The organism is Ditibartonella choladocola, assembly GCF_002007565.1.
GTDB classification, from domain to species: domain Bacteria; phylum Pseudomonadota; class Alphaproteobacteria; order Rhizobiales; family Rhizobiaceae; genus Bartonella; species Bartonella choladocola.
In genome coordinates this window covers 560,920-587,134 of the sequence record NZ_CP015625.1, presented here as the reverse complement: position 1 = coordinate 587,134, position 26,215 = coordinate 560,920, and the positions used below count along the sequence as shown (strand labels likewise).

25 protein-coding genes and 2 pseudogenes are annotated in these 26,215 nt (G+C 45.8%); 12 read left to right on the top strand and 15 right to left on the bottom strand.

Annotated elements, in window-relative coordinates; all coding sequences use genetic code 11:
- Positions 1–16: 16 nt before the first annotated feature.
- The 3 genes from fliI to BBC0122_RS02645 form a co-directional block, all read right to left on the bottom strand.
- The gene (gene fliI, locus BBC0122_RS02655; RefSeq protein WP_188318096.1) at positions 17–1,360 is read right to left on the bottom strand and encodes a flagellar protein export ATPase FliI; all 1,344 of its coding nucleotides are present in this window, start codon (positions 1,358–1,360) and stop codon (positions 17–19) included.
- An 80-nt stretch (positions 1,361–1,440) separates the two neighbouring features.
- Entirely contained in the window at positions 1,441–2,181 is a 741-nt protein-coding gene (gene flgF / locus BBC0122_RS02650) for a flagellar basal-body rod protein FlgF (RefSeq protein WP_188318070.1), read from the bottom strand.
- A gap of 83 nt (positions 2,182–2,264) precedes the next feature.
- A complete protein-coding gene (locus BBC0122_RS02645) occupies positions 2,265–3,065 on the bottom strand; it encodes a DUF1217 domain-containing protein (RefSeq protein WP_077991019.1) in 801 nt (266 codons plus the stop codon).
- 288 nt (positions 3,066–3,353) lie between these two features.
- Here BBC0122_RS02645 and motA point away from each other — a divergent pair, with 288 nt between their 5' ends.
- The 8 genes and pseudogenes from motA (at position 3,354) to BBC0122_RS12950 (ending at position 9,407) form a co-directional block, all read left to right on the top strand.
- Positions 3,354–4,229, top strand: coding sequence for a flagellar motor stator protein MotA (motA, locus tag BBC0122_RS02640; protein WP_077991012.1), 876 nt, complete (start codon positions 3,354–3,356; stop codon positions 4,227–4,229).
- A gap of 3 nt (positions 4,230–4,232) precedes the next feature.
- Entirely contained in the window at positions 4,233–5,255 is a 1,023-nt protein-coding gene (locus tag BBC0122_RS02635) for a FliM/FliN family flagellar motor switch protein (protein WP_077991006.1), read from the top strand.
- On the top strand, positions 5,233–5,703 hold the full coding sequence (locus BBC0122_RS02630; RefSeq protein WP_225868137.1) for a BAB2_0123 family type IV secretion system effector: 471 nt from the start codon (positions 5,233–5,235) through the stop codon (positions 5,701–5,703). The genes BBC0122_RS02635 and BBC0122_RS02630 overlap by 23 nt, the downstream gene beginning before the upstream one ends.
- A gap of 319 nt (positions 5,704–6,022) precedes the next feature.
- Positions 6,023–6,262, top strand: a pseudogene (gene fliN / locus BBC0122_RS02625) (flagellar motor switch protein FliN); the annotation flags it as partial.
- A 27-nt stretch (positions 6,263–6,289) separates the two neighbouring features.
- Entirely contained in the window at positions 6,290–7,447 is a 1,158-nt protein-coding gene (locus BBC0122_RS02620; protein ID WP_077991002.1) for a flagellar motor switch protein FliG, read from the top strand.
- A 6-nt stretch (positions 7,448–7,453) separates the two neighbouring features.
- Positions 7,454–8,524 (top strand): flagellar biosynthesis protein FlhB, encoded by a 1,071-nt coding sequence (flhB, locus tag BBC0122_RS02615; protein WP_077991001.1) that lies wholly within the window; start codon positions 7,454–7,456, stop codon positions 8,522–8,524.
- Between the two features lie 67 nt (positions 8,525–8,591).
- Positions 8,592–9,017: a hypothetical protein gene (locus BBC0122_RS02610; protein ID WP_077990999.1), complete on the top strand. Its 426-nt coding sequence runs from the start codon at positions 8,592–8,594 to the stop codon at positions 9,015–9,017.
- 213 nt (positions 9,018–9,230) lie between these two features.
- Positions 9,231–9,407, top strand: coding sequence for a hypothetical protein (locus BBC0122_RS12950; protein ID WP_188318069.1), 177 nt, complete (start codon positions 9,231–9,233; stop codon positions 9,405–9,407).
- Between the two features lie 478 nt (positions 9,408–9,885).
- Here BBC0122_RS12950 and BBC0122_RS02605 read toward each other — a convergent pair whose 3' ends face one another.
- From BBC0122_RS02605 to fdhD, 7 genes and pseudogenes are all read right to left on the bottom strand, one after another.
- Complete coding sequence (locus BBC0122_RS02605) at positions 9,886–10,350, bottom strand: hypothetical protein (RefSeq protein WP_077990997.1); 465 nt, start codon at positions 10,348–10,350, stop codon at positions 9,886–9,888.
- Positions 10,347–10,799 carry a M35 family metalloendopeptidase gene (locus BBC0122_RS02600; RefSeq protein WP_077990995.1) on the bottom strand — a complete coding sequence of 151 codons (453 nt, stop codon included), beginning with the start codon at positions 10,797–10,799 and terminating at the stop codon, positions 10,347–10,349. Before BBC0122_RS02600 ends, BBC0122_RS02605 begins: the two co-directional genes overlap by 4 nt.
- A 227-nt stretch (positions 10,800–11,026) precedes the next feature.
- A pseudogene (locus BBC0122_RS13380) lies at positions 11,027–11,198 on the bottom strand (rod-binding protein); the annotation flags it as partial.
- 376 nt (positions 11,199–11,574) lie between these two features.
- Positions 11,575–11,970 (bottom strand): hypothetical protein, encoded by a 396-nt coding sequence (locus BBC0122_RS02590; protein ID WP_077990992.1) that lies wholly within the window; start codon positions 11,968–11,970, stop codon positions 11,575–11,577.
- Positions 11,970–12,737 (bottom strand): flagellar biosynthetic protein FliR, encoded by a 768-nt coding sequence (fliR, locus tag BBC0122_RS02585; RefSeq protein ID WP_077990991.1) that lies wholly within the window; start codon positions 12,735–12,737, stop codon positions 11,970–11,972. The genes BBC0122_RS02590 and fliR overlap by 1 nt, the downstream gene beginning before the upstream one ends.
- 12 nt (positions 12,738–12,749) lie before the next feature.
- Positions 12,750–14,843, bottom strand: coding sequence for a flagellar biosynthesis protein FlhA (gene flhA, locus BBC0122_RS02580; RefSeq protein WP_077990990.1), 2,094 nt, complete (start codon positions 14,841–14,843; stop codon positions 12,750–12,752).
- A 583-nt stretch (positions 14,844–15,426) separates the two neighbouring features.
- Positions 15,427–16,278: a formate dehydrogenase accessory sulfurtransferase FdhD gene (gene fdhD / locus BBC0122_RS02570; protein ID WP_149866628.1), complete on the bottom strand. Its 852-nt coding sequence runs from the start codon at positions 16,276–16,278 to the stop codon at positions 15,427–15,429.
- 230 nt (positions 16,279–16,508) lie between these two features.
- Between fdhD and BBC0122_RS02565 the strand changes: the two genes are divergently transcribed.
- On the top strand, positions 16,509–16,838 hold the full coding sequence (locus BBC0122_RS02565; protein WP_077990988.1) for a protein tyrosine phosphatase family protein: 330 nt from the start codon (positions 16,509–16,511) through the stop codon (positions 16,836–16,838).
- Between the two features lie 201 nt (positions 16,839–17,039).
- Here the strand turns inward: BBC0122_RS02565 and BBC0122_RS02560 are convergent, their stop codons facing one another.
- Positions 17,040–17,378 (bottom strand): hypothetical protein, encoded by a 339-nt coding sequence (locus BBC0122_RS02560; RefSeq protein WP_077990987.1) that lies wholly within the window; start codon positions 17,376–17,378, stop codon positions 17,040–17,042.
- Positions 17,379–17,593: 215 nt separating this feature from the next.
- Positions 17,594–18,154, bottom strand: coding sequence for an NADPH-dependent FMN reductase (locus tag BBC0122_RS02555; protein ID WP_077990985.1), 561 nt, complete (start codon positions 18,152–18,154; stop codon positions 17,594–17,596).
- 192 nt (positions 18,155–18,346) lie between these two features.
- Here BBC0122_RS02555 and BBC0122_RS02550 point away from each other — a divergent pair, with 192 nt between their 5' ends.
- On the top strand, positions 18,347–18,598 hold the full coding sequence (locus BBC0122_RS02550) for a hypothetical protein (protein ID WP_077990983.1): 252 nt from the start codon (positions 18,347–18,349) through the stop codon (positions 18,596–18,598).
- Between the two features lie 112 nt (positions 18,599–18,710).
- Here the strand turns inward: BBC0122_RS02550 and BBC0122_RS02545 are convergent, their stop codons facing one another.
- The 3 genes from BBC0122_RS02545 to BBC0122_RS02535 form a co-directional block, all read right to left on the bottom strand.
- On the bottom strand, positions 18,711–19,619 hold the full coding sequence (locus tag BBC0122_RS02545) for a MipA/OmpV family protein (protein WP_077990982.1): 909 nt from the start codon (positions 19,617–19,619) through the stop codon (positions 18,711–18,713).
- Positions 19,620–19,765: 146 nt separating this feature from the next.
- A complete protein-coding gene (locus tag BBC0122_RS02540; RefSeq protein WP_077990980.1) occupies positions 19,766–20,758 on the bottom strand; it encodes a bifunctional riboflavin kinase/FAD synthetase in 993 nt (330 codons plus the stop codon).
- On the bottom strand, positions 20,755–21,600 hold the full coding sequence (locus BBC0122_RS02535) for a TIGR01459 family HAD-type hydrolase (protein ID WP_077990978.1): 846 nt from the start codon (positions 21,598–21,600) through the stop codon (positions 20,755–20,757). Before BBC0122_RS02535 ends, BBC0122_RS02540 begins: the two co-directional genes overlap by 4 nt.
- 202 nt (positions 21,601–21,802) lie before the next feature.
- Here BBC0122_RS02535 and BBC0122_RS02530 point away from each other — a divergent pair, with 202 nt between their 5' ends.
- Complete coding sequence (locus BBC0122_RS02530) at positions 21,803–24,586, top strand: [protein-PII] uridylyltransferase (protein ID WP_077990977.1); 2,784 nt, start codon at positions 21,803–21,805, stop codon at positions 24,584–24,586.
- A complete protein-coding gene (gene murJ, locus BBC0122_RS02525) occupies positions 24,583–26,145 on the top strand; it encodes a murein biosynthesis integral membrane protein MurJ (protein ID WP_077990975.1) in 1,563 nt (520 codons plus the stop codon). The genes BBC0122_RS02530 and murJ overlap by 4 nt, the downstream gene beginning before the upstream one ends.
- Positions 26,146–26,215: the final 70 nt, after the last annotated feature.

Genomic DNA, 26,215 nt, shown 5'->3' with positions numbered 1-26,215 from the left:
TTCTCCTGCACTTATCCTAGGCAGCTTGAGCTCTCAATGCTTTAGCAAGATCATCGTAAGGGTCACGGGAAACCGGCGTATCGGGAGACTGGTTCATTGCCGCATAAATTCGCGGCACCATAACCACAGCCTGATCGAGAACCGGATCCGATCCGGGATGATAAGCCCCCATGGCGCGCAGATCCCGCGTCTCTTCATAACGCGAGATCATTTCTTTCAAACTTCTTACGAGCTTTTTCTGTTCGGCCGTCCAGCTATGGGGAGCAAGACGTGAAATCGAACCGGGAATATCAATGGCCGGATAACGGCCTTGCGCAGCGATCGCTCTGTCAAGCACAATGTGACCATCCAGAATACCACGAATGGCATCGGCAATCGGGTCGTTATGGTCATCGCCATCAACCAGAACCGCATAAACTCCGGTAATCGACCCTTTTCCTTCGGGACCCGGTCCTGCACGCTCCAACAAACGTGGCAAATCACTAAACACACTTGGCGGAAATCCGCGAGAAACCGGCGGTTCGCCCGCTGCAATCGCAACCTCGCGAGCAGCCAAAGCGTAACGCGTAATCGAGTCAACCATCAACAATACATTGTCACCCAAGGAACAGAAATATTCTGCAATTGTTGTCGCCATTGCCGGAGCAAGACGACGCATCATGGGGCTTTCATCACCCGTTGCAACGACGGTAACAACTTTGGATAATTTTCCCTTCATTGTATCATCAAGCATATCGCGCACTTCACGACCACGCTCGCCGGTCAAGGCCAATACAACAGTATCGAAATCATCTGTCTGCGTCATCATTGCCAATAAAGTCGATTTACCGACACCAGAACCGGCAAAAATGCCGATACGCTGGCCAAAACAGAGGGGCGTGAAAATATCGATCACCTTGACGCCCGTGCGCAATCCTTTACCGACACGTGCTCTCTTCAATGCAGGCACTGCGTGGGTTTCAACCGGCATCTTCTTTTCGCCGGTTACAATTGGTCCCAGATCGTCGATTGCTTCTCCCAAGGCATTAACAACACGTCCGCGCCACGATTTATCAGGTGAAACAGTGAGAGGGCCATTCGGAAATACCGAGGCATTAAGTGCCGGAACAATAGTTTCATCAAAAGGTTTAATCAGCACATGGTCTTCATTGACACGAATGATTTCACCGCGAGCCATATCACGCCCGCAATCAATCAGGACATTATCTCCAAGTGACACATCATCGGAAAGGCCACGTGCGGCAACGGCGACACGTGATACATCGCTCACAATTCCACCTTTACTTACCAGAGGCGAGCGTTGACGTTTTTCCTGTTCGGCAAATGCGACAAGCAAAGACAGTGCATTGCTTGGGGAAATGCTTAACTGCCCACTTTTTTGTCCAGTGTTTTCCATAAAATTTTCAACCCGATCTTATATGATTGCGGATGATTGATCCGTTACTGACTTTTACCGCCGAGAGTCTGGATAGCCTGCGTGCCTCTTTCTTCTTGTTGACGCATCATTGCTTCGACCCGTTCAAAAGCTCTCGAAACTTCGATAAGACGCGTCATTTCAACAACGCCATTCACATTGGAATTTTCCAGAAAGCCTTGTACGACGCCGTTTGCAGCGTCTCCCTGCATGGGTATGGGGGCTTTATCAGGCACGACCGAAGCATTCGGGCCGTAACTCAACTTGCTATCAGGCTGGAATTGATAAAGGCCGATTGCAGCAACCTGCAGGTTGTTTTGGTAAATTGCACCATCGGCCGAAATTCGCGGAGCGCCGTTAGCAGGATCAATCTGTATCGGTGCACCGCCATTATCCAGAAAAGGATAACCTTGAACCGAAACAAGCCCGCCTTCCGGTGTCATAATCATACGCCCGTCGCGCGTATAAACCTGACCGTTAGGCGTTTGTAGCGAAAAATAGGAATCTCCGTTAACGGCAACATCCAGAGGGTTACCCGTCTGTGTAACCGGACCACGATTGGTTGAAATATAAGATTTGCCGGCGCTACTGAAATTGACATTCTGATTATTGTCACGGGCAACGGGAGAAACAAGAGATTCAAACTTCATCTCTTCCGAGCGAAACCCCGGTGTGTTCACATTAGCCATATTCCGCGCAATGGTTTCCATGCGCTTTTCTAAACTGATTTGCCCGGAAACACCGACATAGACCGGATTTTGCATCAATCTTTGTCCTTTCTTGCCCAGACAGTTTCAAGCCGTCTGGCTTCCAATAGAGCGGACAAAAGATCAAAGCAAAAGCTATAAGATCAATTGCCGCCCGGTTTGAGCGACTGCATTGCAATCATCGACGCATTCGAAAATCCGAATGAGCCACCTGATCCTGTGCTTTGCAGAAGTGTTAATGCAGGACTGACCTGCGGCTGGTTCTTGGCATCATACATGGCAGAAAACCGGCCGATGAATTTTTCCAATTTTGTCCCGTCAGCCAGATCATCAAAGTTCATCTTCTGTTCAAGAAGACGTTTCTGCGCTTCGACATCGGAACCCCTTACGCTGTCGGGAATATCAAGAGCTGTGTAAACAACCTCTGCAAGTGCTTTATCCGCAATGATCTGATAAGCCCATCCATCTTCTGACAAGCTGCCATTTTTTGCCATGCTGCCAATCGTACGCGTAAAATAAAGTGCAAGACGCGCACCTTCATTCTGGTTACCTAATTCGACTTCCAACGTCTGCTGCATGTATTTATTGACTGTAGCTTTTGTTGCACTGTCCTGGGAAGTAGCCTTATCACCGTATTTGTTGAAGTTGAACGCAGCAGCGAATTGTTGATAGCGCTTGTCTGTAAGCCTAGTCGCATAATCGGGATCGGTTAAAACCTTGCGCATCATGCCCTTGGCATAGATCATATCTTCAAGGCCGTAAGCCTTCATCGCATAGTTGTACAGCCGTTGATCGCGAAAGAAATCATCAACATCGTTCACACTTTTGATGTTCTGAGTATAATAGTCTGTTTCCCGTTTGACCGCAGGTTCATTCATAACCCTGTCAAGCGTCTTTGACATATTATCTATCGTACTTCTATAGCTGACGTAAGTGCCAATCATAGGATTACCTTTCCTCAGTAATTTCTTGTGTAACGGATGAAACTTGCCCGAAGCTGAACTCGCCGTTACAAACAAAACTGACAGTTTGTTATCACTACTATCTCTGTTAATGATTATACCATAACAGTCTTTATTATTATAATATAATATTAGAAATGGCTGTTTTTTAGCGTTCTGGCAAGAATCATGCGATAATATCGGGGCTGAATGATAGATTTTATTATGGCAAGCTTCACACAAGGCAGCTATTCTATACATTCGTTGACTTAAAAGATAGGAGCGTTTGCGTTGGGTGTTATTCTAGGACTAGCAATTGCACTTGGCTGTATCCTCGGAAGCTTCATGGCAATGGGGGGGCATGTATCTGTTCTTATGCAGCCTTGGGAATTTGTCATTATCTTGGGCGCCGCATTTGGCACGTTTATCATTGCCAATCCATTCTCGGTCATCAAAGATACGATCAAAGCCACATTGGAAGCAATGAAAGAAGCTGTCCCGAAACAAAAGGACTATCTTTCATTACTCGGCCTTCTCTATGCATTGATGCGCGAAATGCGTTCCAAGTCACGTTCGGAAGTTGAAGGCCACTTCGACAATCCCAAGGAATCGTCGATATTCCAGCAATATCCGACAATATTGAAAGATGACTCGATCACCAATTTTATTTGCGATTATTGCCGCCTTATTCTTGTCGGCAATGCACGGCCTTTTGAAATCGAAGCACTGATGGACGAGGAAATCCACACGATTTCACAAGATGCATTAAAGTCGGCTTCGTCTTTGCAAACAGTTGCCGATGCGCTGCCTGCACTAGGTATTGTTGCCGCCGTTCTCGGTGTGGTCAAAGCAATGGGACACCTTAACGAATCTCCGGAAGTTTTAGGCCATTATATCGGGGCGGCTTTGGTCGGTACATTCGGTGGTATTTTCTTTGCTTATGCCGTATTTGCTCCGATAGCCTCTAAAATCAAACTTGTTCGCGGCAAGAAAACCCGAATTTACACGGTAATCAAGCAGACTTTGCTGGCTTATATGAATGGTGCAATGCCACAAATTGCTTTGGAATACGGGCGAAAAACAATTTCGGCAAAAGATCGTCCGACAATAGATGTGGTTGAACAAGAAGCGATCTCCGGTCAACCGGCAACAAAAGAGGCTGCATAAAATATGTCGGAAGCAACCACTGATAAAACAACGCAAACTGCCGGAGCAAAAAGCCAGGCCGCGCCTGAGGCAGAAAATAGCGCTGCGCCATCAGAATCGGTAGAAGAAAAAAAGAAAGATGTTCTGGCCGAGCATATTTTGCGTGCCGCCGGAATATCCGGTGACGATCTCCAGTCTTTCCAGCATGTGTTCGGAGATGCGGCAACAAATTTATGCGCAAGGTTGGCGCAATATACGTCTGCTACTTTCACTATAGAAGTTAAATCGCTCGACACTTTGAAAGCCGACGCACTCCCGAAAATTATAACCGGAGATACGCTGGTTGTCAGGTTCGAAGCCGACCGTTGGGGTGGTGACGTGTTGTTTGTTCTGGATGCAAATCTGGTAAGCGTTGTAACGGATGCTTTCTTCGGAGCACCCGAACCGGCGATTCTTAACCGCAATGGGCGGCCTTTCAGTCCTGTCGAGACAAAAACAGGCGAAACATTGGCGCAAGCCTTATCCGCAGCAATGGATGATGTTTTCGGAAATGGTGATGGTACACTCTTCAATTTCAAAGAGACGACCAATGCACAAGAGTTCGATATTGAAGACTTTGAACAATTGCGGATGTTCTCGTGCCTGTTATCGGTGAAATCGGGTGAAGTTGAAACAACACTCAATCTGCTTATGCCCAGAAGCTGCCATCGTCCGATACAGGAAGCAGTCACCAGAATATTGAGGGCGCCTTCGACGCGGACAGACCCGTTATGGGCGAAACGCTTGCGTCAGGAAGTCAGCCGCGCCCATGTCGGCATTGAAGCTTACATCATTCAAGGGTCTATGACGTTGAATGAATTGATGCATATAGAAGTCGGGCAAGTCCTTCCGCTTCCTGCCAATGCAGTCAAGCAGGTAAGAATGCGCAGCGGAGACAAACCCCTTTACAAATGTTCTCTGGGCAAAGTGGGGTCAAATTTTTCTGTACGGGTTACCGACCCGATTGATGAAGAAGAGGAAATGTATGATGAACTGGTTCATAGTTAATATTATTGGCGCCGTTCTTGCAATGACATCCGTTGGTGTGTTTGTCATTACCGCGCGCAAACTGGCCAGTACAATCCGTCTGGGACGGCAATTGGCCGAACAGGTTCATGCTGCAACATCAAGTCTCGATCGCGCAGTCAAAGCATTGCGTGAAGAACATCAGGATTTTCGGGATGAGAATAAAAAGCTTGATGCGCGTATTACCGAATCGTCACGCATTCGCAGGGAAGTTGACCGTTCTGTCGCCCATATGGAAACCATACGCAACCAGTTGCAAGGAGATTTTAATCGTCTGCGCGGTATATTGACGGCACAGGCGCATGGCCCGACAGCAAATTCCGCCCCTACCCGTTCTGCAACGCCGCAGACAATGCAGAATAACGGATTGCCGGTTTTTGTTCAGCGCAGGGTACATAAAGCAGATCTTGACAACAGAGTACAATTTTAATCAGAACCGGCAATAGCTGTAATGAAACGGTGAGACTATGGCAGACGATACAAAACCGACAACGACTCCACCACCAATGGGTGCCAAGCCGACAATGCCGCCACGTCCGGCAGGAACAGCTATGCCGGGGGGAGGCTTCAAACCCAATGCCCCGACTGGCGGGGCAGCTCCATTTGCAGGGGCACATACAGGAACCGCCGGCGGCTTTGGCGCGAACCCGCAAAAACCTGCCGGCTCGAATTTTGGTGCGGGCGGCGGTTTCGGAGCGTCGGGGGCCACGCAGCACAATACCCAGGCACAGCAGAGCGAGCCGGCAGGCAATGCCGATCTGATTATGAGCATTCCTGTCGAGGTACAAGTCGTCCTCGGTGGCACAACAATGCCTGTTGCAACTTTGATGAATCTCGGACGCGGCGCGGTTATTACGCTTGATAAACAAATTGGTGATCCGGTTGACATTGTTGTCAACGGTCGTGTCATTGCTCGTGGTGAAGTTATCGTGATGGAAGATGATTCATCCCGTTTCGGGGTGAGCTTGACGGAAATTATCGGCAAATAATCTATTTGAATGCTTTGAAAGACAGCTATGGCGTCAACAGAACAGGAAAAAATATCCGGAAATGAAGAGCCTGTTGTTTCTGCAACCGGCCCGCGAAAAACTTCATCCTCTGTGATTGACAGCCTGACGGGGCAACAAAAAGTTGCCGCGTTGCTTGTTGCTATGGGAAAACCGGCGGCTGCAAAAATACTCAAGCATTTTTCACCTGATGATTTACGCCGGTTGAGTGGTCAAGCCCATACATTACCCAACATCAGCCTTGCCGATTTTGACATTCTGGTACACCAGTTCGAGGATGCTTTCGCAGAAGGCGTATCTTTTTCGCAAGCCGGTGAACGTTTTGATAATCTTGTTCAGGAAACTTTGCCGGAAGATGAAGCGGCAAAAATACTTGATCCGAATGCAACACCGGCTATTCCGGAGGAAAGCCTATGGGAAATCATGGGCAAAATGTCGGCTGAAGAATTGCAGGATCATCTCTCACAGGAACATCCGCAAGTTATTGCTTATATCGTATCAAAACTTCCTTCCGATCTCGCGGCAAAGCTGCTCCTCCTCCAGACAATGGCCGAACGCGGCGATATTATCTTCCGCACACTGCATTTACGCTCGGTCATGCCGATTGTTGACGAATTGTTGGATAAGGCTTTACGCCCCGAACTGATGCAAAAGAACGAAACCGCCGACCAATCGCATTATGGTGAAATTGCAAACATTCTCAACCAGCTCGATAAAAGCGAAATTGATGAAATGCTTGCAAGCCTTGACGGCCTTGATCCTGAAGATCTTGAAAAAATCAAATCGAAGCTTTTTGTTTTCGAGGACATTCCGCGTTTGTCGGCAAGAGCCCGTCTGTTGCTTTTCGACGATATACCTTCAGATGTCATTATCACTGCTTTGCGGAACGCCGACAAAGAGACAACCGAAACTATTCTCGGTTCCTTGTCGCAACGCAGTCGCCGCATGGTTGAAGCCGAGTTGAAATCGCCGAATGACATGATAACGCAAGCCGATATTACCAATGCCCGCAGAACAATCGCACAACAGGCGATCAAACTTTCAAGTGAAGGAAAAATAAGTCTGGCAGCAGACGAAACTGCAAATGGAGCCGCAGGTGGCGCACCCGATGGTGACCAAAAAGCACCTGAAGGCGACACCAAAGAAGCAGAAAAACCTGAAGAATGATAACAAATGGCTGAAGACAAACCGGATAAGGATAGCCAGACCGAAGAGCCGACCGAACACAAAATAAGCAAAGCGGAAGAAAAAGGTAACCTTCCGTTTTCGCGGGAATTGCCAACCTTTGCAGGTCTTGTCGGTTATAGCATGATTGCTATATTCATCGCTTTTCCTGCAATGTCGAAGCTTTCCAATTTCCTTGTGCAATGGATCGAGCGACCCGAAAGCTGGCGATTGAATGGAGCAGAGGATGTGAAACATCTTTTGCTGCTGGTCGGTGGTCATGTGGGGCTGGCTTTGCTTCCTATTCTGGTTATTATTCCACTCATCGGCATTGCCGCCTCTATGATTCAAAATGTTCCGCGTGTTGTAGGGGAAAGAATACGTCCGCAATTTTCCCGCATTTCACCGGCTGCCGGTTTCAGCCGCATTTTCGGCAAAAGCGGCTTCGTTGAATTTTTAAAATCGCTAGCCAAGCTGATTGGTGTCAGTCTGATTGTTTATCTTTCCTTTTTCAAAGGCAATACAGTTTTTACCGACGCATTGGGAACGGTTGCATCGGCATTGCCGGAATATATACGTTCGGAAGTTGCCCAGCTTCTCATTTCATTTTCGGTTGCCGTTGTCGCAATTGCCGCTTTTGACTTTGCGTGGTCACGTTTCAGTTGGCGTCGGCAGTTACGCATGACAAAACAGGAACTCAAGGACGAGCAAAAGGAAATCGAAGGTAATCCGATGGTCAAAGCGCGTATGCGTTCACTTGCCCGTGACCGTATCCGTCGCCAGATGATGGCCAACGTTCCGAAAGCCACGGTCGTTGTTGCCAACCCTACCCACTTTTCTGTTGCGTTGCGTTATAAACCGCCTACCGATTATGCTCCTGTGGTTGTCGCCAAAGGGCAGGATATTCTGGCTCTTCGCATCAGAGAAATTGCTGTCGAGAACGACGTTCCTGTTATAGAAAATATACCGCTTGCACGTGCACTTTATAAACAGGTAGAAGTCGACCAGGTTATACCCCAAGAATTCTATCAAGCTGTAGCGGAATTGATCCGCTATATTAACAGTCAAAAATTACACTGACAAAACTAAAATACACTGACAAAAATACTTAACCCCTAATCTTCTACTAAAACTGTTATGAAATAAAATGAAAAAAGATGATGTCCATGAAATGCGCGAGATGATGATTGCAAAACAGGTCGCGCGAATTATTCCGGAATTGAAACTTGTCGATCCGGCCGATTTCATTGCTTATCTACACGATGAGCATTTCGCCAATATCAGTGATATTATCGACGCGGCGACCGAACTGCATTTTTATCCCCACACCCTGCGTTTCGCAAATGGGGGGAGCTTTGAACTGGACTGGGATACACCGCCGACGATTACTCTCGATATGGAATTCTCGAATGACGGCGTAACTGCCTATTTCCAGCTCATTATGTCGCCTGAAGGTTTTGGCGTCGAGCTTGATAATGTCGTTTTTGAAAATCCTCAAGATGATGAAACCGATACACGCCAATTGATCGACGCATTGAACAATGCGCGGCTTAAAAAAACGTCAGGCAAATAGAGTTGAATATCAATATTCACACGTTGAATAGACAAATTGAAATCAATCGCCTTTGCCAACTGTTTTTCGATCTTTGGCATAGGCTCCAATATATGTATAGACTCCAATATATTTTGTCGACGAGAAGAGATTGACTGCCGATAAGACATTTCATTCATTGATATTCGTCTCGAATTGAACAATCGATATTCCCGCTGAAATCAGGCATTACCCATGAATATGTCTTGCCCGAATTTCTATTCTTTTTCATGCCGCATGACCGGATTTTCAGAATATTTTGAAGCCTATCGCTCAAACGCTTCAATTTTCGATATGGAACTGGTTACCGATGTCCAAGACGGGACCAAACGGGTAGCACTTCATGAATACGCCTGCTTGCCCGATTTTTGAAAATAACCGATTGATTTTAGTCTGCGGTGGAGCCGAAAACAGTCTTCTTCCGAAAACAACACACTTTTTTTGCCGTTGAACTTATTCCGTACGGCTATCCGATTTTTTGTAAACGGTCGGTTAACAAAAGGCGGAATTGAACGCCTCAAACCGGTATTTTCCGCGGCGCTAACGAGGAGCAATAACCGGAATGACAATCAATTCTGGCAAATGATTATTCAACACGCGGAAATAGAAAAACCGGTTGTCATAAACCGAAATCCGTCGTTTCCATTATCGGGAAAAGAAATCAACCATTGTTGAATTGGTGACGTTACCAATCCGGAATGAGAAAAACAGCGTTGGCCGCCTTCACGACGACCGGCACAACGTCCCTTACCGGTTAGCAAAGAATTGCGATCAAGTCTTGAACACAGATTAAAATTTTCCTGAGAGTTTCAAATAATTTGACAGATTTCACTCTATGAACCGAATGAATTTACTTCACCTTGTTCATATCTCTGACCTGATCGGCCGGAATAAAATTGAATTGCTCCACCATCAGGTCTTTAATCACCGGTTCAGGAAAACGTTGATTGACGCCGTCAATAATTTTTTGCTTTACGTCCTCGAACTTCACATGTTCGATCCGTTTTGTATCGGTATAGGAGCCGTAAAAAACGTTAAAAACAGCATCATTAACAATGAGTCCCAGTGGGACATGCAATTTATTTTTGACGTTTGAGTCAACTGTATAGACAAGCTGCGCAATAATATAACCGTCGACTTTTCCATCGGCTAAAATTGGCACACTCATCACATCTGTCCGGTCGAAATCAATCGACGACGAAGACTCTTCTGTTGCGGCAGCGGACTTGGGCTCGGCCCCCATTTTGATAGCCAACATCAATGACCCTAAGGCAATAATGCAAACCCAAAGTCCGATGACAACAGTTTTTATCATTTTTGCTGGCCACTATTGACAGTAAATGGATCATAGGTTCCATCTGTCTCCTGTTCGCGAGCTGCATTTTGCATCATTTGCGAGAGTTCGGTAACAGCTTCCAGATGAATTTTCAATAACTCGCTATTGCGTTCAAGTTTCTTTTTCAACCCGTTCAGCAATGTTTCAACTTTGTTTTCCACGCTATCATCAAAATAACGGGCAACTTCGGTCATGGATTGATTCAAATCGCGCAAACCACGGGCTTTACGAGCATTAATATCGTTATAATCGGGGTTTTGATGTTGTTCGAGCGCACTTGTTTCATAATCGACAACTTCTTCAAGAGCGTTGACAACCGCTGCAAACCTCGCCAAGGCAACATCCCTCGCTGCGGGATCATTAATGTGCGCCTTTACGACCGGAGCCGAAGCCATATTCTGTTCGCCTGATTGCTCAGCTAAAGACATTTGAATCTCCTTTGATTGAGCATGTTACCATAAATCATAATAAAACGTTCAAGTATTTTCAGTCATCTGTTTGCGCACGAAGTTTATATCGTGGCTATGGACAATATTATCAACAGTTGCCTGAGTATTCTGGTTTGTACGTGCAAGATCGCCGAAGGCCGAACCCATCCCTTGTATTCCACCGTCGGGAACTTTGCCCTGCTTGAGTTCTTCATCGCGCGCCAGCATTTTCGCCACACCAATTCCGCCGCGATCGGCCACTTCCTTGGCCATTGACTCTGCCATCATGGATTTCCAATATTCACCGGCCTGACCTTTACCGAAAACTGACGGCGTATCAGTGGTAAACATATTCTGGATAAATGATTGCAACATGAAAGCTTCAAATTTCTTATAGGCCTCGGTATGGTCGCTGTTCGGTGATTTCTCTTTTATTTTAACCTGATTGGCATATTGTCCGGTAACAGATGATACTGACGTATCACCACCGGCTTTTGCAAATTGTGAAAAGCCTTCACCCGACATTTCAAGATTTGCAGCGCGCACTGCACTTTGTGCATTGCGCAATTTTTCGACCGAAGCTCTGTATTCGAGAGGATCCGCCGCTTTTGACACGTCAAGTACCAAGTCAGAAGGTGGTTGAATGGCCATTATTCGTCCTCTTATAAGCTCTTATCCGGTAAAATACCGGAATCTCATCTATGCGGTTCACACCCGAATGCCGTAAACACGAACAACACGGTTTTCCCGCTTTTTTGACTATAAGTGATAAAGCTTATCCCAAACTGGTGTCTTTGACGATTTTTGCCGCAACATATTCTTCAAGCATTTTTGCCAGTTCTTTTCTTTCTTCGAGATCCTCGGCGGCCTTGCGCTTCTCGTCAATAACGTCGCAGCGCCGTGTTGATTGCAACAGCGTTTTCCTTTGCTTTACAATCAGATTATCAAGAACAGCTTCGTTGCGGGCATTTTTTTCAAGGCGTCGCGAAATCATCATCGGGTCGAACAAATCCGACTGTGAGCCATTTTCCATTAATGAAAACAAAAACTTGTCTTCATCTTCCAAAGCCGAGCGCTGGCTTTGTGTGCCCTCAAGCTCGGCTTCATCACGCGCTTTCACCAATTTTTGGGCTTTTAAAAGCCTCGCATAACGTTGGCTCTGTGTTGGCATTATGGCCCCCTATTCAACCAAGAAGCATATTCGGCACCCAAAAATGTCAATATTTCCGGCAACAGATAATAAATGAGCAAAAGCCCGCCAAACATAACAAATGGCATGGATATGAAATAGACAGGTATCGTCGGCGTCAATTTATTTATCAGTCCGACAGCTATATTCACCAAAATCGAATAGATGATAAAAGGTGATGCAATACGCAAAGTTGTCAAAAATGTTTGTGAAAGCGCATCCTGAAAATCGGTCAAAGCCGATTGGGGAGCAGGTGTTAATGAAACCGGAACAACCTGATAGGATGTCATAAGCCCGCGAATGACAACCATATGAAGGTCGGCCGCAAAAAATAGCATCAGCGCACCGATGGTTATCATGTTGGCCACCTGGGTTTCGGGCATGGATTCGATAACACTGGTTCCCGGCTGACCGGAATATCCGATCGACATACCGATAATATTGGCCATAAATTGCAATGCCCACATATAGGCTTGCGCGATAATACCGAATGTCGCACCAACAAGCGATTCACTTGCTATACCCACGACCAATGTAGCTAATGTGGGATTTTTGGCGATCTCGGTAAATTGGGAACCTGAAAGCGGCACCATAATCAATGAAAAGGCGATTGCCAAAAAAAGTCTGAAGGACATTGGAATGCGGGCACTCGATATGCCCGGCATCAACATCAGGCAGGATCCTACACGCGCAAAGATCAGCATGGCGACAATCACCAGCTGATCTATGGGCAAAAGTGCAAAGGACATATCCTGTTCCTTTTAGTCGGCGATCGTCCCCAAGGTTTTGACTTCAACACCGCGGGCAATTTCTGCGTGTGACAGAACCGGTAAGGTCGCAAACAAGCGTTCAATAATCATGCGAACATAAGGACGTGCTTCCGGCGAAGTAATAAGAACAAATCTTTCGCCTTTTTCCATATGTTTACGGATAGCATTTGTAGCCTCTGTACCAAATTTTTCAAGTTCTCTCGGATCAATATCGAATTCGACAATCTCGCCTTTGCCGTCACGTTTCAATGCCTGATGGAAAACCAGATCCCAATGGCTGCCAAGGCGCAAGACATTCAATACACCATTATCCGAGAGGTCGCCGCAAATTTGTTGTGACAAGCGCATGCGAACATGTTCGACAATAAGCTCGGCACGGCGGACATGGGGTGCAATTTCCGCGATTGCTTCGAGTATCTGGTCAAGATTGCAAATGGAAACACGTTCGGCCAGCAACAATCTCAAGACCGATTGTAAACCCGAATAGGAAAGATGAGCCGGACAAATTTCTTCCAGAAGTTTGCGATATTCCGGTCCCAGACGTTCCAGAAGAATCCGCATATCTTTATAGGAGAGCAATTGTGCCAAATTATTGCGCAAGACTTCGCTTAAATGGGTGAGCAACACCGACATGTTGTCAACAGCCATATAGCCTTCACGTGCAAGTTCCGAACGGAATGTCTCGGATGTTGCAAATGCACGCATTCCGAATGCCGGTTCACGGACTTCTTCGCCGGGAAGGTTCGGTGCCGGTTTTTCTCCCAGCATAACCAGAACATCTCCGATACGGACTTCGTAACTCGCAACAACCGTTCCATGTAATTTGATCTGATAGGATTTCGGCGGTGTTTTATAATCATCCGAGACTTCGATTTCAGGAATAACAAAACCGAAATCGGTCGCAAATTTGCGGCGCATTTTTGCAACGCGGTTGGCAAGCTCTGTTTGATGCGGCAACAGACGCGTTGCCAATTGTTTGCCCAATACAAGTTCGATAGCCGGTTTTTCCAGCGAAGCTTTGACCGATTGGCTTTCTTCTTTTTCAGCAATTGCATCAGCCTGTGCTTTCATAGCCTGTTCTTCTGCCGCCTGACGTTGCAAACGACGCGGAATTGAAAAGCCGATACCGGCAAGAAGTGCTGCAATGGTCAAAAACGGGAAGGCTGGCAATCCCGGCATCAACCCCAAAACAGCAAGCAGAACCGAAGCAACAAACAAGGCTTTCGGGTAACCACCCAATTGCCCGAAAACAGCTTTTTCTGTTGAACCGCGTGTTCCGCCTTTGGAAACCAGAAGGCCGGCGGCAAGAGAAACAATCAAAGCCGGTATCTGTGTGACCAGACCATCACCGACCGAAAGCTTTGTGAAAACGTCTGCTGCCTGCGACACATCCATGCCATGACGGGTAACGCCGATGACAATGCCACCAAATATGTTGACCGCTGTAATAATGAGACCGGCAACCGCATCACCACGAACGAATTTTGAAGCACCATCCATCGAGCCGAAAAAGGAGCTTTCCTCTTCCAGTTCACGACGGCGAACCTGTGCCTGTTTTTCATCAATCAAACCGGATGACAAGTCGGCATCAATCGCCATCTGTTTGCCAGGAATGGCATCCAAAGTAAAACGTGCACCGACTTCAGCAATACGGGTAGCACCTTTGGTAATAACCAGAAAGTTTACGATAATAAGGATTGCAAAAACCACGAGACCGATGACAAAGTCGCCACCCATCACGAATTGTGAAAACCCGTGAATCACATGTCCGGCTGCGGTATAACCTTCATCACCATGAGTGAGGATAACACGCGTTGTCGCAATATTGAGCGATAGACGCAGCATGGTTGCGATAAGCAACACCGTCGGAAAAGCCGAAAAATCGAGCGGGCGCTGAATCCACAATGCCACCATCAAAATCAAAACCGAAAAAGCTATCGAAAACGAAAGCCCCATATCCAGTACAAAAGATGGAACAGGCAAAAACAAAACTGTCAATATAATGACAATACCGGCAGCGAAACCAATATCACTACCGGAAAACTTACTGCTTTTGCTTATCGAGTTTACGGCACTTTGCTGCACGTTGTTCTCCTTAACAAGAAAAGGCACGACAATGCGATCACAATCGTCATTACCTTTAAGTCCTGTTACAAAATAGAAAACGAAGCTTGCGCGAAGGTGGTGGAAACGAAAGCGGTGGAAACATTGTGCGCGTTCGTGAAGTTTCCACAGCATGCTCACGAAATTTTACAAAATAGTAACCAACGTGTCCTAAAAATGATATTCAATAAAGGCAATCACCGGACTGAAGCCCTGAATCAAGCGATAAAAGCTTGGCCCGAATTTCCAAAATGAACCGGATTGCGGGTTTTTTAAAAAATTTATGGAACTTTATATGATTGCCCGAATTATAACACATTGTTATATTACGTGTTGTAATATATTGTGATAGATAGAGATATTCGAGGTGAGATCATGACTGATATGATGAAAATTGCAGTGTTCTATTCCATGATGATTGTAAGCACGAATGTTGCAATCGCCTTTGCTGTTATGGGATTGAACTAAGCTTGAAGATAACAGCGTACATGGATAGCATGTGCGCTCGGGTTCCGGCACTCAGCCTTCCAAGCTGATGCCTGAGGGATCGAGGTTGCGGGGTGGATCAGATAATCCACTTTTCACCGCAATATATTTCAAAACTATTTTCCCGTGTACGGCCGACCAATGTCATATTACATTTCTGGCCTATGCGAATGGCTTCAGCGGTTGCTGCCGATACAGCAACAAGTGTAGAAACGCCGAGAACGGCAGCTTTTTGCACCATTTCCACTGAAAGACGGCTGGTCACAACGATAAAACCGCAATTTACATCCATGCGGTTGCGAAACAGATGACCACATAATTTGTCAAGCGCATTATGCCTGCCGACATCTTCCCGAACTGCAACTATACCTTTATTTTTATCGTAAAAAGCTGCGGCATGCACGGCTCTTGTCGCATTGTTTAAAACCTGTTTTTCACATAATTCACGCGCCGATGCGAAAATTTCTCCTGCATCAAATAAAATATCTGTCCGTTTTACCGGAGCTATATCGCGCATGGCCGCTTCAATAGATTCGATCCCGCATAGCCCGCAGCCCACCGGTCCTGCCATAGAACGCCGCCGCTTTCTAAAAGCATCCCGCCGGTCATATTGTAACGCTATCTGGACATCTATTCCGCGCGGCAGCGTAACAATATCAACGTTTTCTATCTCGTTCGGGTCATGTATAAATTCTTCCGTTCGACTGAAACCATATGCAAAATCTTCAAGATCGTCAGGCGAAGCCATCAATACAGCCTGCGTTGTTCCATCATAAGAAAGAGCAATCGGCACCTCTTCGGCAACTCTTTTCGAGATTTGGCTTCTCTTTTTATCGGCAGAAGAAACTATATCGACATCTACCAGAACCGTGTCATCCATAGTTGAAGCGCCATTTTTTCCAATAGGAAACGCCTTTTTCAAGATCGTCATTTAACCATTCATTCTCTTGTTACAAAACCGAAATCTAGGCATTGAAATGCGTGAGGCATTCATGCTTCAAGATAATCAAACATCGTCAAGCATCACGCTTACAAGCGTTTGTCATTCGGCTCGCGTTCAAGTTTCATGTTTTATAAGCAAGAGATACGCTTGCCAAGGTTTACGCAACAGAATATTTTCCCGAACAGGTAAAATCGACATATTCCAAGGACTAAATTCTCATGAACCTGACTGAAATTGACGATGGCGTTTTCACCTGCGGACAGATTACAGAAGATTTTGTTGACGAACTTGCCAAGGCCGGTTTCAAGACAATCATTTGCAATCGTCCCGACAATGAAGAAGAAAACCAACCAGTTTTTTCAACAATCGAAAAAGCTGCCAAAGCTCATGGCCTCGATAGCTATTATATTCCAGTTACCCCACCCCACATCACAAGTCATAACGTGGACGAGATGAAACGGGTTTTGAATAAATGCGAATATCCGGTTCTTGCTTATTGTAAATCCGGTCATAGAGCTGAAACACTCTATCATTTGGCAAAAAACTGATGCAACACTTGTAAAGTTGGTTTTTATGTAAAGTTGTTTTTTTAAGTGAAATTCACTCACTCAAAATAGAAGACACTCAATAGAAGACACTCAAAATAGAAGATGCCGACATAAAGTCGGGATACATCCCCTTCAAATCCCGATTGAGGCCTCTTCATCTCTCGCTACATACCCGACCGGTGTTGAAAACAATTTTGTAATCTATGCTTCTTTATTATGATGGCTATCGCGGTAAAGGCTGAGACGATGTGCAATATCGCAAATCGCGCCAAAAATGGTCATCAAAATACCGCTTGCTAACAATAGCGATGAAAAGTTGACAAGAAAATCAACGACCACAACCCTGCTCATTGTTATCGCAAGTGACACAGCTCCCACGCCGGTCAATATGGATGCAATATCGAAAAACCGCGCCCATTCGCTGTCGGATAATGATTTCCATAACGAAAAACCTAAAGCAAGATTGACGATAATAACCAGTAGACCGGCATTAACGAGTTGATAGGGCTGCCATTCAATTAAACTATTAATATTTTCCATTTTTCACTCCCCAATGTCTAAATATTATATGGGGATTCAGTTGGACGATATAAAGGCATTTTAAAATTTAGTGTTCACGTTTTATAAAAACGTGTATTATATCAGGATTATTATATTTTTATGTGACAATAAATTATAATATAAAAAATCCTGAAATGATTATTATATTAACAACCATTTCAGGATCGAATTTATTATATTAATAATAGAATTTATTATTTTAAAAGTTGTTCAACCCATTTTCCGAAAGAATTCAATATAGTTGAAAAGAATTTTTCGGCACTTTCATTTGCAGCTTTTCCATCCTCGGTCACCAATTGCTGAATATTGCCGATATAGGCTTCCGGTTGCTGCATGGTTGGAACATCATTAAACACCAGAGCTTGTCTTAACTGATGGTTGACACCAAAGCCGCCCAGTGCACCTTGTGAAATGGAAACAACTGCACCCGGCTTTCCATTCCATACCCCTTTGCCATATGGGCGTGATGCGACATCAATAGCGTTTTTCAATACAGCCGGTATCGAACGATTATATTCGGGCGTGATAAAGAGGACAGCATCAACCTTTTTCAGCTCATTTCTGAAATTCTGCCACGCAAGAGGCGGGTTAGCCGTTTCAAGATCTTCATTATAGAGCGGCAAATCCCCTATTTCGATAAAATCAAGCGAGAGATTATCCGGTGCAAGTTTGATAAATGCCTTTCCCAATTTCCGGCTATAGGATTCTTTACGCAGGCTGCCAATCAATATGGCGACTTTGAATTGTTTGGTCATTTTTTCCTCTTTGATTTCTCATGCTATTTTCAATATTAAAATAGGACTTTTTTATCAACTTTCAAAATGGAGATCGTTCGACACACTGTCGCTGATTTATTGACAATAAAATTTATTGTTTGTTTACCACACCATTAGAAACCCGCTTGAAATGGTAATTTTCATTTCTGTACAGCTTTCATTTAGGGCACAATGAATGCCATTGCGATCCCGCAATTGAAAGGTGGAGACAAGGTGCTGAAACATAGTTCGGATGCATTACAGCTATCGACTTACACGAGAAGATCGCACTTTGTTTATGGCGTGTTTGAATATCTGCTTGTTATAGTGGTTACGCTTGCAGCTATTGTCACCATATCGGTTATTTTTATCGACGAATTTGCAAATCTGGTGGAAACAACCGCCAATAGCCCGATCATCAGCCCGACATTTGATAATCAATAAAAACACTCGCCCGACATATAAGAGCAATTCCGGCTAACGCTATTGGACCGGCAGGCAATATTGGATATAAGAAATCGCGATTTTCCGTATTATGAGGCGCGGATTATCCATTTCACCGTAGCGTAAAATCAAAACGATAGGATGCGGAAATACCCATTGTAAACTGGTTTTTGTCTCCACGCTGACTAACCAAAGATGAATCACCCGCGTCCCCTGTCAGCCGCTTGTATTCGCTGAATACGCTGGTGGTAATTTTGTCGGTGGCCTTCCAGGTGATTGCACCACCGGCGCCGAATGCCCCCCAACCGCTATCGGGATGGAATTCTTTCAAACCGGAGCGGAGCGATTCTTCATGGTCAACTCCGTAATAGGTCTTGAAATAGTCTTTTGTGGCGTAGAAAGCACGCGGCCCGCCGGAAACCTGAACAGATGGTGTCAAATTTTTATAAGCGTCAACTGCAATATCGGACGTTACAGCATCATGACTGCGTATACCTTTACGCAGTTCTGCCCTCGCCCGCAGCCAATCGAGCGGGTAAATCTCGGCAAAACCGCCAACTTCGCCACCCCATTTTACCCGGCTTAGCCCCTTGAGGTCGCCCGAAGTATCGCTGTCACGATCCTTGAGGACTTTGCCAACGACACCGAGTCGAATGAAACTTTTTTCCAAAAGTGCAAAAGACATATTATCATTGCGTGACGAAAAGCGGCTATCACTACCGGTTTTCCCGATAGAAAAAATCGGATCGACTGCAATATCATATGTATCGTCGCCCTCGAATTTCGGTGCTTCGTAAACCGATGCACCCAGCGTCAACGACCAGTTTCCACTATAAAAATGTTGTTTTTTCGGTGCTGTCGACCGGTAATTTCTGTCGTCCGCATAACTTTGTTGGCTGGAGACATTGGTGACTTTGCCTGTCTGATAGTCGTAAAGCTGTTCGGCTTTTCCCTGAAAACACGAAATCGTCATCAAGCCCGTTATGCTGGCAAAAACTATTTTCACACCAATATTCGACACGTATATACTCCAGACACGTTGACAAAACGACCTGATTTCAAGCCGTTACGCACCAACTCTTTGCAGACTGGCTGCTTTAACTATTCAATCAAGTTTTTAAAAATCTATTAAAACCCCGGCACCTCAAAAATCTTGTGAGCCTATCCTTAGCTATTGGTAAACGTGAAGTTTTTATCCAATGCCGATAATGGGCGGGCTTTTTCAAGTGCCGTTTGTGCACTTTCTTTATCCTTTTTCATCTGCTCAATCAACGGTTGCAACCCGTCAAATTTCTTTTCTCCACGTAAATAGGAATAGAAGCTGACAGATGCGGCCTCATCATACAAATCACCATCAAATGAAAAGAGAAACGTTTCGAGAAGTGGCACGCCATCCCCTTCGACTGTCGGTCGTTTGCCGAAACTTGCAACCCCGTCATAAAGTGTCCCGTCATTTCGCCGGAAGCGCACGGCATAGATTCCGAAAGCAAGGCCGGTTTCTACGGGAAGTGCCATATTGGCAGTCGGAAATCCCAATGTTCGCCCAAGCTTTGCGCCGTGGATAACTTTTGAACAAACGGTATAATGATAACCTAAAAGATCGGCACTTTCTCCGACTTTCCCTTCAGTCAAAAGTTTGCGTATGCGGCTTGAAGATATAATTCCGCCATTTTCATCACAAAATGGTGGAACTTTAATAACGGCGAAGCCGAATCTCTTTCCGCAATCTTCCAAATATTCGGGTGTACCGGAGCGTTTGCTGCCAAAATGGAAGTCACTTCCGGTTACAATGGCCGAAGCCTGAAACTTCTCGCAAAGAATATGTCTGACGAATTCTTCGGCGCCAAGTTTTGCAAAGTCTGCGTCAAATTTCTGTTCGACAACACCATTAAACCCGAGCAATCGCAATATTTTTGCTTTTTCCGGCGCAGGTGTCAGCCGGTCTACCGGCGATTGCGGCCTGAAGAAAGTTTTAGGGTGAGGCTCGAATGTATAGACGATTGCCGGTCGTTGTGTCTGGCGCGCCACATCGAGCGCTCTTTGCAAAACCACCTGATGGCCTCTATGGATACCGTCAAAATTGCCGATTGCTACAACTGCATTTTTATAGCTTTCAGGAAATGCAGAAAGGTTTTCCAACCGCAAAAATTCATTTTTCATTTCAACGCCCACATGGTGGCAATCGGATGGCTGCCATATTTATTCAGAAATTCGATCAACAAGGCACGATCGACATGACCATTTTTCGCATATTCATTCTGATGAATTCCACCGGAGATAAAAAGCGTATCAAGACCGAATTGTTGTCCGCCTTTCATATCCGTCAGAATTCCGTCACCAATAGCAAGAATGCGATCTTTGGCAACAAGGCCGTTTTTTTTGTCAAGTTTCTTCATTGCCAGATCATAAATCGGGCGATGGGGTTTACCCGCAATCAATGTGCGCCCACCGAGTTGTTCGTAATTGCGGGCAAGTGCACCAGCGCACCACAATTCCTTATTGCCATGGTGAACGATGATGTCGGGATTGGCACATATAAAGGGTAGATTTTTCGACCTTAGTTTGAGCAAAAGTTCGTCATAATCTTCCGGCGTTTCATGCTCGTCGTCGAAAAGTCCCGTACAGACAATTGATGTTGCTTCAAATTCTTCGACAAGCTCGACATCCAATCCGTCAAACAAGGCGAGATCGCGTTCGGGGCCGATATGGAAAACTTTTTTCGGCGCTTCCATGATGAGATAACGTGTGGCATCGCCGGAAGTGACAATGTCATCGTAAACGTCAGTGCCGATCTTCAATGAAGCCAACTGGCTGGCCACACCTTGGTGGGGACGGGGCGAATTGGTGAGCAATATAACCGATTTTCCCGATTGCCTGACTTTCCTTAAAGCCGAAACAGCTTTGTCGAAAGCGTGAATACCATTGTGAATGACACCCCAGACATCGCAAAGAACAGCGTCATAGCGGTCGATAATTGCTTGTAAGCTTTCGGGTTCTTCCATCTTGTTACCATACCTTGTTAGAAACTCGCGGCTTGCCGGAATTTATAGCTTGTCAGAACGTTTTTCCAAGACACCTAACGCAACAGAAAGATGATGTCATCTTCTTTCTCGATTGTCGCGAATATAGGCTATTCCAAGAATTTGAAATATAGTCTAGATTTATTTCAATTTACAAAATGGGTGAGCAGCGGATCGGGTAATAATGGGTGCTTCACAAAAAAATCTTGTTCTGATTGAAGAAACAAAACTTCGCCAGATGATGGAAGAGCTTATTAAAAACGAAAATGGAGCTGATATCGGTTTAAAAATCCGACCGAAAATCGTTGCACTTTTAAAAAACACTATTTCCGAAGGGCAAAAACAGGCTGAACTTATTCTTCAGCAAAATGGCAAAGGGCGTCAATGCGCACGTCGTTTGAGTTTGCTCGTTGATACTGTCATTACAACACTTTATAATTTTGTTGTTGAAAGAATTTACCCCCTGCCCAACCCGTCAAGCGGTGAACGTATTGCTCTCATAGCTGTCGGTGGTTATGGACGCGGGACACTGGCTCCCCACTCCGATATTGATTTGCATTTTTTGCTGCCATGGAAACAGACACCCTGGGGCGAACAGGTTATGGAATATATTCTCTACATGCTTTGGGATGTGGGACTTAAAGTCGGGCATGCAACGAGAAATATCGAAGACTCGATCCGCATGGCGCAAGAAGATATGACAGTGAGAACTGCCCTTCTCGAAGCGCGTTTTCTGATTGGCAATCGTGGAATTTTTGACGAATTGATGCGCCGTTTTGAAGATGAAGTTGTCAAAGGTACGTCACCTGCTTTTATCCGTGCAAAACTTCTGGAGCGTGACCAGCGCCATAAAAAAGCCGGTGAAACACGTTACCTCGTCGAACCCAATGTAAAGGAAAGCAAAGGCGGTCAACGCGATTTACAAACCCTGTTGTGGATTGCCAAATATCACTATCGCATCACCTCGACCGACAAACTCGTTACACTGGGTGTTTTATCCAAAGCGGAATTGAGAATTTTCAAAAAAGCCGATGATTTTTTATGGGCGGTACGCTGCCATATGCATTTTTTAACAGGGAAAGCACAAGAGCGTTTGTCCTTCGACATACAGCGCGATATTGCCCACCGGCTCGGCTACACCGCCCACCCTGGCATGGAAGATGTCGAACGTTTTATGAAACACTATTTTCTTGTTGCCAAACAGGTTGGCGATTTGACGCGAATTGTTTCAGCGGCTTTGGAAGAAGAATATGCAAAACCCGTTCCCGGATTAAATCGGGTATTTTTGACGTTTTCCCGCCGTAAAAAGAAAATTGTCGATTATCCGGGTTTTGTCATTGATACCAAACGTATCAATATTGACGATGATGACGTTTTTGTCCGTGATCCGGTCAATCTTATCCGCCTTTTTTATCTTTCCGACACCCATGGTCTTGAATGCCACCCGCATGCCGTGCAAGAAGCCTCCCGTTCGCTCAAACTCATCACACCGAAAGTTCGGGAAGACAAAGAAGCAAATCGGCTTTTTATTGCCATTTTAACATCTCCGCGCAACCCGTCGCTGATTTTGCGGCGGATGAATGAATCGGGCGTATTGGGTAAATTCATTCCCGATTTTGGCAAGATCGTCGCGATGATGCAGTTCAATATGTACCACCATTACACTGTCGACGAACATCTTTTGCGCTGCATTGCCTGCCTTAGCCAAATCGACCATGGCGAAGTTTATCAGGATCATCCGCTTGCTTCATCTATTGTGCCAACGTTCAAAAAAGAGCGTACGATTCTTTTTGTCGCTTTATTTTTACACGACATTGCCAAAGGCAGGCCGGAAGACCATTCGATTGCGGGCGCAAAAATTGCCCGTAAACTTTGCCCGCGTTTCGGGCTTTCGCGGGCAGATACCGAACTTGTCGCCTGGCTCATCAAAGAACATCTGACCATGAGCATGGTTGCCCAGTCACGTGACCTCAACGACCGCAAAACAATTGAAGATTTTGCCAATGTTGTCCAGACAACCGACCGGCTGAAGCTGCTTTTGGTTCTCACAATTTGCGACATCAAAGGCGTGGGACCGGGCGTGTGGAACGGTTGGAAGGGACAATTGTTGCGAACTCTTTATCATGAAACCGAACTTGTTCTGACCGGCGGTTTTTCGCAGGTTCCGCGCACAGACCGCATCAACGCGTCGAAAGAACGCCTGCATGATGCACTTGAAAATTGGGACGAAGCTGAAAAACAACATTATATCGGCTTACAATATCCGAACTATTGGTTGACTGTTTCGCCCGAAGACCAGGTGAGGCAAGCCAATTTTATCCGTGATGCGGATAAACGCAAAACCCCGCTTGCCACAATGTCGGAACTCCACCGTTTTGACGGGGTAACGGAACTCACCATTCTTGCCCCCGATCATCCGCGCGTTCTTTCCATTGTTACCGGTGCCTGCGCAGCCGCCGGCGGCAATATTGTCGACGCTCAAATATTTACCACAACAGATGGCCGTGCTCTCGACATCATTCTTATCAGCCGCGAATTTGAACTTGATGATGATGAAACAAGGCGGGCAAATCGAGTTGGCAAAATGATTGAAGATGCCTTGAAGGGCACAATCCGTTTACCGGAAGTGATTGCACAACGTGCCAAACCGCGGCGCGCTGCCAAAGCTTTTGACGTTGCGCCGAATGTCGAGATCAACAACACCCTCTCCGACAAATTCAGCGTTATCGAAATTGAAGGACTTGACAGGCCGGGGCTGCTTTTTGAAATCACGAAAACTCTTTCCGATCTTTCTCTTGACATTGCCTCGGCACATATTACGACCTTCGGAGAAAAAGTTATTGACAATTTTTATGTTAATGATCTTTTCCGTCACAAGATTATCAACCCGCAAAAACAAGCTGCCATACGACGCAAACTTCTGGCACTTATAGCGGCTGAGCCGAAGGAAAATATGAAGAGAACATGAGCCTCATCAAACAATTCGCGACCGTTGCATCCGGCACGTTGATGAGTCGCCTGTTCGGTTTTATCCGCGAAATGCTTATGGCAGCGGCTGTCGGCACCGGTCCGGTGGCCGATGCTTTCAATGCTGCATTCCGTTTTCCCAATACATTCCGCCGGCTATTTGCCGAAGGCGCTTTCAATTCGGCTTTTGTCCCACTATTTGCCAAACAGATAGAAGAGGACGGGTTAGACAGTGCACGGCGGTTTTCCGAAGAAGTATTCGGTGTGTTGTTTTCAATTCTGTTGATTTTAACCATCATTATGGAACTGACCATGCCGTTTCTGGTGCGTTATGTCATTGCACCGGGCTTTACCGATGATGCAACAAAATTTTCCGCAACCGTTCGCTTTGCCGTGATTATGTTCCCCTATCTTGCCTGCATGTCATTGGCGGCAATGATGGGGGGGATGCTCAATTCGCTTCATCGTTATTTTGCTGCGGCAATCGCTCCGGTTTTTCTTAATATTATTCTTATCGGCGTTCTCTTCTATGCCTGGATTTATAAACTGGATCCCTGGCATGTCGGCATTGGTCTTTCATGGGGGGTTATGGCTTCCGGCGTTGTGCAACTTGTTATCGTTTGGATTGCTGTAGCCAATGCCGGTATGAAAATAGGTTTTCGCTTTCCCCGCTTTACCGATAATGTTCGCAGGCTTCTCTGGCTTGCACTACCTGCTGCTATAACCGGCGGCATTACACAGATAAACCTTCTCATCAATACCAATATTGCTTCCGCGCAATCAGGTGCTGTCTCGTCACTTGTTTATGCCGACCGGCTTTATCAACTGCCATTGGGTGTCGTCGGAATCGCTGTTGCCACAGTGCTTTTGCCCGAACTTTCGCGTGCACTCAGAAGCGGCAATCTGAAAGAAGCCGATAACTTGCAAAACCGGTCTGTCGAATTTACTCTGCTTTTGACTTTGCCGGCCGCTGCCGCGTTTCTGGTTATGTCGGAACCGATTGTGCGCCTGTTATTCGAGCGCGGGCATTTTTCTGCCCAGTCGACGACAATTGTCGCCGGAATTTTGGGAATTTACGGCTTGGGACTTCCTGCTTTTGTGTTGATAAAAGCATTCATACCGGGGTTCTTTGCCCGCGAAGACACCAAAACGCCCATGATTTTTGCCGGAATTTCCGTCGCCGTCAATATATCGCTTGCGCTCACACTTTTCCCGATTTTATCGGCACGCGGAATCGCAATTGCCGAAATCTCGGCGGGTTGGGTCAATGCAATTCTGTTGTTCATTACGCTTGTCAGAAGACGCCAATGGGGACGGGATCGAATTCTTTTGAAACGTATTCCGCGAATTTTACTCTCGACAATTATAATGGCTATCGCCCTCCATTATGCGATCGGCTATCTTTCTTACCCGCTTTCGGCAAACGCACCTCTATCTTATCGGGCTGTCGGCGTCCTTTCTCTGGTATTTGGAGCCATAATAGTCTATTTCGGTTCTGCGTTTCTTCTTGGCGCAACAAATATATCGTTGCTTAAAAGAGGATTGCTGCGTAAGCGATAAAGCGTTTGATTGCTTTCAAAAGAAAGCTTTGACACAAACAATTATATTTTTGAAAGATCGGATTATTTAC

Bases quoted from the DNA above. Each gene is read 5' to 3' on its own strand.
- BBC0122_RS12950 (WP_188318069.1), top strand. From the start codon at position 9,231: ATGAATATGTCTTGCCCGAATTTCTATTCTTTTTCATGCCGCATGACC.
- BBC0122_RS02530 (WP_077990977.1), top strand. From the start codon at position 21,803: ATGGGTGCTTCACAAAAAAATCTTGTTCTGATTGAAGAAACAAAACTT.
- BBC0122_RS02620 (WP_077991002.1), top strand. From the start codon at position 6,290: ATGGCGTCAACAGAACAGGAAAAAATATCCGGAAATGAAGAGCCTGTT.
- BBC0122_RS02610 (WP_077990999.1), top strand. From the start codon at position 8,592: ATGAAAAAAGATGATGTCCATGAAATGCGCGAGATGATGATTGCAAAA.
- BBC0122_RS02590 (WP_077990992.1), bottom strand. From the start codon at position 11,970: ATGCCAACACAGAGCCAACGTTATGCGAGGCTTTTAAAAGCCCAAAAA.
- flhB (WP_077991001.1), top strand. From the start codon at position 7,454: ATGGCTGAAGACAAACCGGATAAGGATAGCCAGACCGAAGAGCCGACC.
- BBC0122_RS02645 (WP_077991019.1), bottom strand. From the start codon at position 3,065: ATGATTGGCACTTACGTCAGCTATAGAAGTACGATAGATAATATGTCA.
- BBC0122_RS02535 (WP_077990978.1), bottom strand. From the start codon at position 21,600: ATGGAAGAACCCGAAAGCTTACAAGCAATTATCGACCGCTATGACGCT.
- BBC0122_RS02635 (WP_077991006.1), top strand. From the start codon at position 4,233: ATGTCGGAAGCAACCACTGATAAAACAACGCAAACTGCCGGAGCAAAA.
- fdhD (WP_149866628.1), bottom strand. From the start codon at position 16,278: ATGACGATCTTGAAAAAGGCGTTTCCTATTGGAAAAAATGGCGCTTCA.
- BBC0122_RS02560 (WP_077990987.1), bottom strand. From the start codon at position 17,378: ATGGAAAATATTAATAGTTTAATTGAATGGCAGCCCTATCAACTCGTT.
- BBC0122_RS02555 (WP_077990985.1), bottom strand. From the start codon at position 18,154: ATGACCAAACAATTCAAAGTCGCCATATTGATTGGCAGCCTGCGTAAA.
- BBC0122_RS02630 (WP_225868137.1), top strand. From the start codon at position 5,233: ATGATGAACTGGTTCATAGTTAATATTATTGGCGCCGTTCTTGCAATG.
- BBC0122_RS02550 (WP_077990983.1), top strand. From the start codon at position 18,347: ATGAATGCCATTGCGATCCCGCAATTGAAAGGTGGAGACAAGGTGCTG.
- BBC0122_RS02565 (WP_077990988.1), top strand. From the start codon at position 16,509: ATGAACCTGACTGAAATTGACGATGGCGTTTTCACCTGCGGACAGATT.
- BBC0122_RS02605 (WP_077990997.1), bottom strand. From the start codon at position 10,350: ATGATAAAAACTGTTGTCATCGGACTTTGGGTTTGCATTATTGCCTTA.
- fliR (WP_077990991.1), bottom strand. From the start codon at position 12,737: ATGTCCTTTGCACTTTTGCCCATAGATCAGCTGGTGATTGTCGCCATG.
- murJ (WP_077990975.1), top strand. From the start codon at position 24,583: ATGAGCCTCATCAAACAATTCGCGACCGTTGCATCCGGCACGTTGATG.
- BBC0122_RS02600 (WP_077990995.1), bottom strand. From the start codon at position 10,799: ATGTCTTTAGCTGAGCAATCAGGCGAACAGAATATGGCTTCGGCTCCG.
- BBC0122_RS02540 (WP_077990980.1), bottom strand. From the start codon at position 20,758: ATGAAAAATGAATTTTTGCGGTTGGAAAACCTTTCTGCATTTCCTGAA.